Annotated in this window: 8 protein-coding genes; 5 read left to right on the forward strand and 3 right to left on the reverse strand. The window is 71.1% G+C overall.

All coding sequences use genetic code 11. The annotated features are described in order from the left end of the window. Genes V4F39_RS07535 through V4F39_RS07545 form a run of 3 tightly spaced genes read left to right on the forward strand, consistent with a single transcriptional unit; the run spans position 1 to position 4,044 of the window. A complete protein-coding gene (locus tag V4F39_RS07535; RefSeq protein ID WP_332288698.1) occupies positions 1 to 1,464 on the forward strand; it encodes a glucosamine inositolphosphorylceramide transferase family protein in 1,464 nt (487 codons plus the stop codon). A gap of 2 nt (positions 1,465 to 1,466) precedes the next feature. Beyond that, positions 1,467 to 2,576 carry a glycosyltransferase gene (locus V4F39_RS07540; protein WP_332288699.1) on the forward strand — a complete coding sequence of 370 codons (1,110 nt, stop codon included), beginning with the start codon at positions 1,467 to 1,469 and terminating at the stop codon, positions 2,574 to 2,576. A 22-nt stretch (positions 2,577 to 2,598) separates the two neighbouring features. Continuing rightward, complete coding sequence (locus tag V4F39_RS07545; protein WP_332288700.1) at positions 2,599 to 4,044, forward strand: lipopolysaccharide biosynthesis protein; 1,446 nt, start codon at positions 2,599 to 2,601, stop codon at positions 4,042 to 4,044. Positions 4,045 to 4,054: 10 nt separating this feature from the next. On the opposite strand, the gene V4F39_RS07550 is transcribed toward V4F39_RS07545, so the two are convergent. After that, on the reverse strand, positions 4,055 to 5,167 hold the full coding sequence (locus V4F39_RS07550) for a GNAT family N-acetyltransferase (protein ID WP_332288701.1): 1,113 nt from the start codon (positions 5,165 to 5,167) through the stop codon (positions 4,055 to 4,057). A 243-nt stretch (positions 5,168 to 5,410) separates the two neighbouring features. Here V4F39_RS07550 and V4F39_RS07555 point away from each other — a divergent pair, with 243 nt between their 5' ends. Next, entirely contained in the window at positions 5,411 to 6,235 is an 825-nt protein-coding gene (locus V4F39_RS07555) for a hypothetical protein (protein WP_332288702.1), read from the forward strand. A gap of 30 nt (positions 6,236 to 6,265) precedes the next feature. On the opposite strand, the gene V4F39_RS07560 is transcribed toward V4F39_RS07555, so the two are convergent. Together V4F39_RS07560 and efp are read right to left on the reverse strand one after the other, a co-directional pair. Beyond that, positions 6,266 to 7,213, reverse strand: a complete 948-nt coding sequence (locus V4F39_RS07560) for a hypothetical protein (RefSeq protein WP_332288703.1) — start codon at positions 7,211 to 7,213, stop codon at positions 6,266 to 6,268. A gap of 139 nt (positions 7,214 to 7,352) precedes the next feature. Beyond that, positions 7,353 to 7,907 (reverse strand): elongation factor P, encoded by a 555-nt coding sequence (efp, locus tag V4F39_RS07565; RefSeq protein ID WP_332288704.1) that lies wholly within the window; start codon positions 7,905 to 7,907, stop codon positions 7,353 to 7,355. A gap of 293 nt (positions 7,908 to 8,200) precedes the next feature. On the opposite strand from efp, the gene V4F39_RS07570 reads away from it, so the two are divergent. Beyond that, entirely contained in the window at positions 8,201 to 9,913 is a 1,713-nt protein-coding gene (locus tag V4F39_RS07570; protein WP_332288705.1) for a ShlB/FhaC/HecB family hemolysin secretion/activation protein, read from the forward strand. The last annotated feature ends 83 nt before the right edge of the window (positions 9,914 to 9,996 follow it).

The following is a 9,996-nucleotide window of genomic DNA, read 5'->3' on the forward strand; positions in this document are numbered from 1 at the left end:
ATGGCCGAGCATTGCACGCCATCGAGGGACCGCCGGCCGCTGCGCATCCGCGCCGGTGCGCCCGGCGCGGCGCCGTCCCCCTGGCTGCCGCGCCTGGCTGCGGCATTGCAGGGGGTGGACGGCGTCGAGCTGGTGGCGAGCGGCAGCGCGGCTGCCGCCGACATCGTGCTGGACACCGGGGAGGCCGGTGCGCCGGTCGTGCGCGGCAGCGAGCGTCGATGGGCCATCGTCGACGCGAAGCACCGCCTGCTGGCCGGCGATGCCGCCTGGTGGTGTTCACTCTCGCAGGCGCAGGGCGTCGACATGACGCTGATCGAGGAAGCGGCGGGCGGCTGGTGCGCCCTGCGACGCAGCCATGCCACCGGCCCGCTCGCACAGGGTGACGGTCTGCAGGAGGCGCATGCCGCGCTGGTGGCGATGCTCGTGCAGGCGCTGGTCGACGTGCGGCTGGGCGTGGCGCCGGACGCCGGGTGCCTGCTCCCCGCCCCGCGGCCGCCGGTGCGCCGGGGCGCGTGGCTGAGCCGGCTCCAGTCGCGATGGGCCCGCGGCCTGCGGCGCCAGCGGTCGCGCTGGCTGACGGAGCACTGGCGCGTAGGGGTCGTCGACCAGCCGATCCATGCGCTGCTGCAGGCCGAGACGATGCCTCCCATCCAATGGCTGACGCCGCCGGACGACGCCGGCTATTGGGCCGACCCGTTCGGCATGCCGGGCCACCCCGGCCTGCTGTTCTGCGAGCGCTACGACGAACGCACCTCGCTCGGCCACCTGGAGTGCCTGCGGCTCCACGGGTCGCGCATCGAAGTGGCCGGCCGCCTGCCGGTGGGGCGCGGCCATGCCTCGTTCCCCAACGTCTTCGAGGCCGATGGCCAGGTGTACGGGCTGGCCGAGACCGCCGCCGACCGGGAGTGCGTCCTGCACCGCGTCGGGCCGCAGGGGCAGTGGGTGCCCGTGGCCACGGTGTTGCACGGGGTGGCGGCGGCCGACCCGGCGATCTTCCGCTGGCAAGGACGCTGGTGGCTGGCCTTCACCGACCTGGACCGCGGCACCTGGGACAACCTGTGCCTCTACCACGCCGAGCGCATCGAAGGGCCCTGGCGGCCTCACCTCAACAACCCGGTGAAGGTCGACGTGGCCGGCGCACGCATGGCCGGCGGCTGCTTCGAGCACGAGGGCCGGCTGTACCGGCCGGGGCAGGACTGCCGCGCGGGTTACGGGCACGCCCTGGCGCTCTACCGCGTCGACGAAGTGGGCCCGGCGCACTACCGCGAGACCCTGGTGCGCCGGCTCGCGCCGCACGCCCGCGGCGAGGCGCCCGAAGGGCTGCACACGCTGACGGCGTGGGGCGAGCGCACCCTGGTCGACGGCAAGAAGCTGCGCTTCAACCTCCTGGCCCTGCGCCTCAAGCTCGGCCGCCGCAGCACGCAGGGCCGGCAGGCCGGCCCGGCCGTGCAGAAAGGGATCTGAGCATGGCGCGGCGATTGCACATCTATGTGCCGCATCTGGGCACCGGCGGCGGCGAGTTGTCGCTGATGCGGCTGGCGGAAGGGCTGGCCCGGACGGGCTGGGACGTCACCTTCATCGTGCACGGCGAGGCCCGGCGCCCCGCGCCGCTGCCGGCCGCCGTGGGCATCCGCACGCTGCAGGCGCGGCGCACGCTCGATGCGATCTGGAAGCTGGCCCGCTTCATCCGGCGCGAGAAGGTCGAGCTGCTGCTCACCGCGTTTCCGCACGGCAACGCGGCCGCGGTCGCTGCGCGGGCCTTGTCCGGCAGCGGGTGCAGGCTGGTGCTGTCGGACCACGCACCGCTGGCGCAGCAGGTGCGCCGCATGGGCGGCTGGCGGTACCGCCTCGTGCCCTGGATGGTCCGGTGGTGTTATCCGCGGGCCGACGCGGTGGTGGGCGTGTCGTCAGGCGTCTGCGAGGACCTGCGGGCGCGGCTGCCCGCCAACATGCCGCCGCGGCTGATCTACAACCCCGTGCTGCCGCCGGACCTCGGCGCGTTGTGCACGGCGCCGGCGCCGCATCCGTGGCTGGCCGATCCGGGATTGAAGGTCGTGCTGTCGGTGTCGAGGCTCAGCAGGGAGAAGAACCTCGGCAGCCTGCTGCAGGCCTTTGCACAGGTCGCGCGGGACGATGCCTCGGCCAGGCTGGTGGTGGCCGGCGACGGCCCCGAGAAGGCGGCGCTGGAGCAGCTGGCCCGCGGCTTCGGCCTGGCGGACCGGGTGCACTTTCCCGGCGAGGTGCGCAATCCGTTCGCCTGGATGAGCCGGGCCCGGGTCTTCGTGCTCGCCTCGCAGTTCGAGGGCTTCGGCAACGTGCTGGTGGAAGCGCTCGCCGCCGGGGCGCATGTCGTGAGCACCGATTGCCCGGTGGGCCCGCGCGAGATCCTGCGGGGCGGCGACCTGGGCGCGCTGGTGCCGGTCGACGACGCCCCGGCGCTGTCGTCGGCCATCGCTATGGCGCTGGCGCGGCCGCCCCGAGCCGTCGACCGGCAGTCGATCGCCTCCTACACCCAGGACCGCTCGTGCGCGGCCTATGCCAGCCTGTTCGAGTCGCTGACGGCGGCCCCGCGCTGACTTTCCGGAAAGACCCTTTTCGATGCTGCTGCGCCATACCCTCAACTACCTGCCGGCCCAGATGCTGGCGCCGGTCGCCCAGCTGGCGTCGATCATCCTGTGGACGCACTGGCTGCCTCCGGAGGAAATGGGGTTCTTCGCGCTCGTCACGGCGACCCAGGAGCTGACCTACATGCTGTGCATGGGCTGGTTCTCGATGTACGTGCTGCGCTTCCTGCCCGACGCCTCCGAGGGTGCCGCGCGCGACCGCTTCCTGCGTACCGAAAGCGTGCTGCTGCTGCTGGCCATGGTGCCGGTGGTGGCGGTGGCCGCGGTCACCGCGTGGGTGCTGCCCAGCGCCCATCCGCGCTGGCACACGCTGGTCGCCGTCACCGCCTGCATCGGCAGCCGGATGCTGGCGGCCCACTACGCCGAGCGGGCCCGGGCGCAGTCCTCGTTCGTCGCCTACAACCTGCTGCAGGCCAGCGGGCCGGTGCTCGGCCTCGGGCTGGGCATGCTCGCGCTGCAGTGGCTCCCGCCGACGGCCACCGTGCTCTGGCTCGGCTATGCGGCCGCGCAGCTGATCGGGGTGTGCCTGGCGGTGCCGTTGATGGGGGCGCGCCTGCGGGGCGGGCGCCTCGACCGCGAGGTCGTGCGCGAGGCGTGGCGCTTCGGCAGCCGGTTCCTGGTGCTGGCCGGCCTGGTCTGGGTGGCGGAGAACTACATCCGCTACCTGGTCCAGTGGCAGGTGGGCGCGGCGGCGCTGGGCCTGCTCGCCGTGGGCTGGGGCCTGGGCAGGCGCTGCGCGACGGTGGGGGTGATGCTGGTCACCACGGCGGCGTTTCCCCTGGCGTCGCGCCTGCTCAACCAGGGGCGGCGCGAAGATGCCCTGCAGCAGCTGCGCATCAATGCCGGCATGCTGCTGGCCGTCATCCTGCCGCTGACGGTGGGCTTCGGGATCGTCGGGCCGATGCTGGTGCAGCTGGTCGTCGCCACGGCCTACCGGGATGCCACGGCGGACATCGTCGCGCTGTCGGTGCTGTCGGGCACCTTGCATTGCCTGCACGTGCATGTGACCGACCAGCTGCTGGTGCTGGAGCGGCGCTTCGACCTGGCCGCGCGGGTCGACCTGGTGGAGATCGCCGTGGGGGCCACCGCCACGCTGATCGGGCTGCACCTGGGCGGGCTGCGCGGCGCCGTGCTGGGCGTGGCCGTCGGTTCGCTGGCCGCGGTGGCCTGCAGCACCTACTGGAGCGGGCAGCTCGGCTTCACCTGGCCCTGGGGCGATGTGCTGCGGGTGCTGGCCGCGACCGCGGCGATGGCCGCGGTGCTGGTGTGGCTGGGCTCGCGCAGCGGCGTCGGGGCGCTGGTGATGGAGGTGGCCGCGGGGGCGTCGACCTATGTGGCGGCGATCGCGGTGCTCTACGCCCCGCGGCTGCTGAAGGAACTGCAGCTGCGCCGGCGGGCGGCGGCGCCGCCGGCGGTGTGAGCGCGCGGCCTCAGCGCCGCCGCTTCTCGAGCCACCGGACGCACCACGGCTGGCGCTTCAAGGCCCGCTTCGCGCGCCAGCCCTGCAGTGCCACCCACCCGCGCCAAGACAACGCGAGGCGTCCGTCCCACAGCGGCGTCGGGCGGACCTGGAAGACCCGCTTGTGGAAATAGTCGCCGATGGCGAAATCGAAGTACCTGCAGCCCTGCTGGTGGAGGTGATGCATGGTCCGTTCAATCAGCAGCTTGCCTGGCGAGCAGGGTTTCCAGGTATCGCCGGCATGGCAGATGCGCAACATCACATAGCGGCCCTGGTGATGGATGCCGTAGAGCACGGCCACGACGTCTTGCGCCGAAACCAGGGCCGTCAGAATCACTTCGCCGGTTTCGAGTCCTGACTGGAGCCGGTCTTGGTAGAAGGCGCGGTAGGCTGGCTTGTCGAGCTGGTAGGCCGCGCCGGCATGCTGCATTCTTGCTGACTGAAGAGTTTCCAAGGCCTGGAACAAGGAATTCGCTTCGCCCTGGTTCGTTGCCCGGACGAACCGCGCATCGGGGTATTTCTGGAAAACGCGCCAAGAGCGCTCGAGTTCCTTGCGGACGGTTTTTTCCAACGAATAACGCCAGCCGTCCCAATCGTCCCCCAGCTGAACATGGTTGCCGAAGAAATCGCAGGGTTGTGCAGGCATGAGCGCGTGCAACGCAGCATTGCCCGGCGTGTGGAGCATCTTGCCCAGCGCGAGCAGGTCATGGCCACGCAGCGCCTGCCGAACGACCCGGCGCAAGGCCTGTCGTTGCGAGGGGTCGAACTTGAACGAAGCGTTGCATAGCGCGGCGTTGTAGTCCGTTATACCGAGATCGGCCATTTCCACCCTGCGCAGCCCGGCGGCGCGCCGGCTGATCAGCGGCAGGAGCAGCACGTCACGCCCCGCGCCGTCGCTGATGCACAGCCAAAGCGGTAGCACGCCGGGCTGGGCGCCGAGCTGCCGATACCACGCCTGCAGCCAGCCTGCCGCCTGGAAGGCCGAAGGCGCCCCGCCCGGCATCGCCTCATACCGTCGCAGGAAGCTGCAAATATCGGCTGAAAATTCGGCGCGGAAGAGCGCGGGGTATGCGGGTTGTGCCACGGGGTGATAATTTCGGATGCGCACCCTTATTTTCCGCAAGGATCATCTGGCAGTAAAGGGTTTTGTCGACGCCGCTCCCCACGCACGTGCGGGAATGCGCACGGATACCTCCCTGGCTCGACGCAACTGCCGGGTTTTCTGTCAGGCTTTTGTAGAATGCCCTTCCATCGTTCCTCCGGAATTTGTCGGGTGGTGGAAGCAGAAAATCCGAGTCGCAGTGGCCTGCGGTTGACGTCCTTCTCGATGGCCGAATTCCCGGCCGCGATGGACCTGCTGGCGCTGGGTTATCCCCGCACGCCCAGGAGCTTCTGGGAGGCGGGCCGCCGCCGGCTGCAGGCCGTGCCGCCCAACCAGGCCGACCAGCCGCTGGGCATGTTCCTGGAGCATGAGGGCCGCAGGCGCGGACTGGTGCTGGGTTTCAGCGGCAAGAGCGCCGAAGGGCAGCACAACCGCAATCTGTCGAGCTGGTTCATCGATCCATCGGCGCGGGTGCATGCGCTGTGGATGGCGCGCGAACTCTGCCCCGACGCCTGCGCCACCGCCTTCACCCTGTTGACGCCGGTGAGGGCCGTGCGCCGGCTGTTCCGCCACGTGCCGTTCCGCGCCGTCAGCCACCAGGCCGTCGTCGTGTGGACGCCCAAGGTCGCGATGCGCGCGCGCCCGGGGGTGCGCCTGCTCGGCCGCGCCGCCACGGTGGAGGCCGTGCGCGATCCCTGGACGCGCCGCGCACTGGAGGACCATGGCCGCCTCGGCTGCCTGGTCTGCGGCATCGAGGTGGGCGGGTCGGTGGTGCCGCTGGTCTTCCGTGCCCGCCGCCGTGTCCGGCTGCTGCCGGTGGCCGAACTGATCTACACCCCGTCGGTGGCCGCCGTCGTCGAGCACGCCGGCAACATCGGCAGGTACCTGCTCCAGCGCGGCTGGCCCTGCATGGAGTTCGAGGCGGCCGAGGACGAGGAGCTGCCGTTTCCGTGCACACGGCTGTTCCGTCGCCGTTTTGCACGGGGGCCTTACACCCGCCACGGCATCGATCACCTCTATTCGGAGCTGGTGTACCTCGGCGTGGACTGAGTGCCCCTGCGGCCGGCCCTCAGCGCCGGCTCAGCGATAGAACGGCGGGATGTCGCGCATCAGGCCGGCGGCCGTGCGGTCGAGCCGGAAGTCGATCGGGCGTTGCAGCCGCTGCACGCGGCGCGACCAAGGGCTGCGCCGCCACGCGGCCTGCAGCGCGGCCTTCATCCAGAAGCCCGGTCCCTGCAGCTCGCGGCCCGACGGGTGGAGCTTCAGGTGGCGGCGCAGGATGCCGTTGGCCATCGTGACCATCTGCGAACGCCGGATGCCCGGCGTCCAGTGCTCGGTGGTCACCGAGACGTTCAGGCAGTCGTGGTTCTCGACCCGATGCGGCGCGTTCAGCGGCCAGTGCAGCATGGCGCCCGGTGCCAGCTCGAAGACGCGGGCCTGCTGGTCGAAGGCCGGGTCGTAGGGCATCTTGACCTCGACGCCGGTCAGCGCGATGTCTTCCAGCGCGGCCGGCGGCAGGAAGGGCGGCCTCGCGGGGTAGAGGTAGACGCGCTTGCGGCCGGCCACCTGCCACAGGGCCTGGCCCGGCAGGTCCGCGTGGTAGTGCACGTGGATGCCGGGCGACGAGATCAGGATCCCCATGCGCAAGGCACTGGGTTCGAAACCCGGCACGCGCTCGGCCAGCTCGGCATACGCGGCGTCCAGCAGGCGGGCATAGCGGGCGTCGACCAGGTGGACGTTGCGCAGGTTGAGCCACATGCGTCCCTGGGCGATCGCCTCGATCACCTCCTGCCCATTGAAGTCGCCGATGTCGCCTTCGCGCCACTGGCGGGCCGCCTCGCCCTGCAGGCTGGTGCGCACCAGCGCGTAGTGCTCGGCCGGATAGCGCTCGATCAGGCCCGCAAGGGCCTCCCGGCTGAACAAGGGGTGCTCGTGCCAGCGGTGCGCCAGCTTCAGCTCGGCATGTCCCCATTGCCGGGTGTCGCTGTCCTGCCACGCGGGGAACAGGGGAGAGGGGGTGTCGTCCACAGGAGAAGTCGTGCAAAGCCGCGAACGATAGCCATCCCCCTGAAGGGCCGCCCGCCCTGGTCTGGGTGGTCGGGCCCGGAAAGGCGCGCCAGACGTGAAAAAGGCCCCTTGCGGGGCCTCTTGTGCAGCGCGGCGGGGCTCAGACGCGCTTGCGGTATTCGTGCGTGCGGGTGTCGATTTCGATCTTGTCGCCGCTCTCGACGAACAGCGGTACCGAGATCTCGAAGCCGGTGCCGACCAGCTTGGCGGGCTTCATGACCTTGCCCGAGGTGTCGCCCTTGACGGCCGGCTCGGTCTCGATCTCGCGGACCACGGTGGTGGGCAGTTCGACCGAGATGGCCTTGCCGTCGTAGAAGACGACTTCGACGGGCATGTTGTCTTCCAGGTAGGAGATCGCGTCGCCCATGTTCTCGGCCTCGACCTCGAACTGGTTGTATTCGCTGTCCATGAACACATACATCGGATCGGCGAAGTACGTGTACGTGCACTCCTTCTTGTCCAGGATGATCTGGTCCATCTTGTCGTCCGCCTTGAAGACGACTTCCGCACCGCCGCCGTTGAGCAGGTTCTTCATCTTGATGCGGACGGTGGCGGCGCCGCGGCCGCCGCGGCTGTATTCGGTGCGCAGCACGACCATCGGGTCCTTGCCTTGCATGATGACGTTGCCAGCGCGGATTTCCTGAGCGAGTTTCATAGCGGGTCTCGTGTTCCGTAGGGCGTCGTGGGGGGTGGTGACGCCGGTGTAGGGCGCGGACCCTTGCCGGGAACGCGCAAAGCCCGTCATTCTAGCCGGACGGGCGCCCGCCGGCCAGTGCGGTGTGGGCGAGCCCGGCGGGGCATGAACCGAAAAAGCCGGCATTCCCGTGCCACTACGGGCAACTGCAAGTGCCTGACAGCCATCACCCTTCGGTTTCTGATTGGAAATGCCGATAGGCCTTGCGGGCTGTCGGAAATTGTCCTCGCCCGCCCCGCACTTGCCGTACCCCGATGCCTTCATTGCCACGCCGCCACCACCTCCCCTCCACCCTCGCCCTGGCCGCCTGGCTGTGCTGCCTGGCGCCGCTGGCGGCGCAGACGCTGCCGAGCCAGCTGCCGTCGGGCGCCGAACCCGGCCGCGCGCCCGCCCGGCCCTTGCTGCCCACGCCCGGCATGTCGGCACCGCCCGTGAGCGTGCCGCAGGCCAGCGCTGCGCAGGCGCCGGCCGGCGCCGAGCAGCTGCGGTTCACGCTGCGCGAGTGGGTGATCGAGGGCCACACGGCCTTCAGCACCGAATCGCTGCAGCCGCTGTACGCGGACCTGGTCGGCCGCGAGATCACCGTGGCGCGGGCCTTCGAGGCCGCCAACGCGATCGAGCTGCGCTACCGCAACGCCGGCTACGTCACCTCTCGCGTGATCGTGCCCGCCCAGGCCATCGAGGACGGGCGCTTCCGCGTCGTCGTGGTCGAGGGCTTCATCGACCGCATCGAGCTGCGCGGCGACATCGGCGCGGCGCAGGCCGCCGTCGAGCGCCTGCTGGCGCCGCTGCGCGGCGTGCGGCCGGTGAGCGTGGCGGAGATCGAACGCCGCCTGCTGATCGCCAACGACATCCCCGGCCTCACCGTGCGCGCCACGCTCGAGCCCTCGGCCACCGCGCAGGGCGCTTCGGCGATGGTGGTGCAGGTGACGCGGGACGAGGTGGACGCCTCGTGGTCCATCGACAACCGCAATTCGCCGTACCTGGGCGATGCGCAGGCCACCGGCACGGTCGCCTGGAACGCCCTGGGCACCCAGGCCACCCGCCTGTCGCTGAGCGGCCGGGTGTCGGTGCCGCTGAACCGCAGCCAGTACGTCGGCGCCAACGTCGACACGCTGCTGGGCGCCAACGGCGCCACGCTGGGCCTGGCCGCCTCGGCCGCCCGCTCCCATCCCGGGCGCGAGCTGGACGTGCTGGACGTGCGCAGCCGCGTCGGCGCCGCCAGCGCCACGCTGACCTATCCGCTGATCCGCTCGCGCGAGCAGAACCTGCGCGCCGTCGGCCAGTTCGAGGCGCGTGACGTGGCGACCGACATCACCGGCATCGCCTTCACCCGCGACCGCCTGCGCATCGCGCGCTTCGGCCTGAGCTACGACCGCACCGACAGCCACGACGGCATCACCGCGCTGCGCGGCACGCTGCACCGCGGCCTCGACGGCCTCGGCGCGACCGACAACGGCAACGCGCGGGCGTCGCGGCCCGACGGCCGCATCGACTTCTTCAAGTTGACCGCAGAGGCCACGCGGCTGCAGCAGTTAGGCCAACGCTGGAGCCTGCTGGCCACCGTCGCGGCCCAGCTCAGCGCCGACCCCCTGCTGGCGAGCGAGGAGATGGGCCTCGGCGGCGCCAGCTTCGGCCGCGGCTACGACGAGGGCGAGGTGTCCGGCGACAGCGGCATCGCCGCGTCGGTCGAGCTGCGCTACGTGCTGCCGCGGCCCGAGACGGCTCCGGCCTGGCTGCAGCAGTTGCAGGCCTACGGCTTCGCCGACGGCGGCCGCGTGCGTGCCCGCGCGCCCAAGCCCGCGCCCGAGCGCCGGACGCTGTCGTCGGTGGGCGGGGGCCTGCGCGCCGCCCTCGGCCAAGGCCTCTTCGCGACGATCGAGATCGCGCAGCCCACCAGCGGCGACGTGAAGACCCGCGACAACAAGCACCCCCGCGTGTTCGTCAGCCTTTCGGCGCGCTACTGAGCGCCCGCCCCGCCTGGCCTGCCGCCCCGCCCGCGCGGCCCCGTGCGCCGTCCTGAGCCACCAGAACACAGAAAGTCGTTGAC

It is taken from the genome of Aquincola agrisoli, assembly GCF_036621135.1.
GTDB lineage: Bacteria > Pseudomonadota > Gammaproteobacteria > Burkholderiales > Burkholderiaceae_C > Aquincola > Aquincola agrisoli.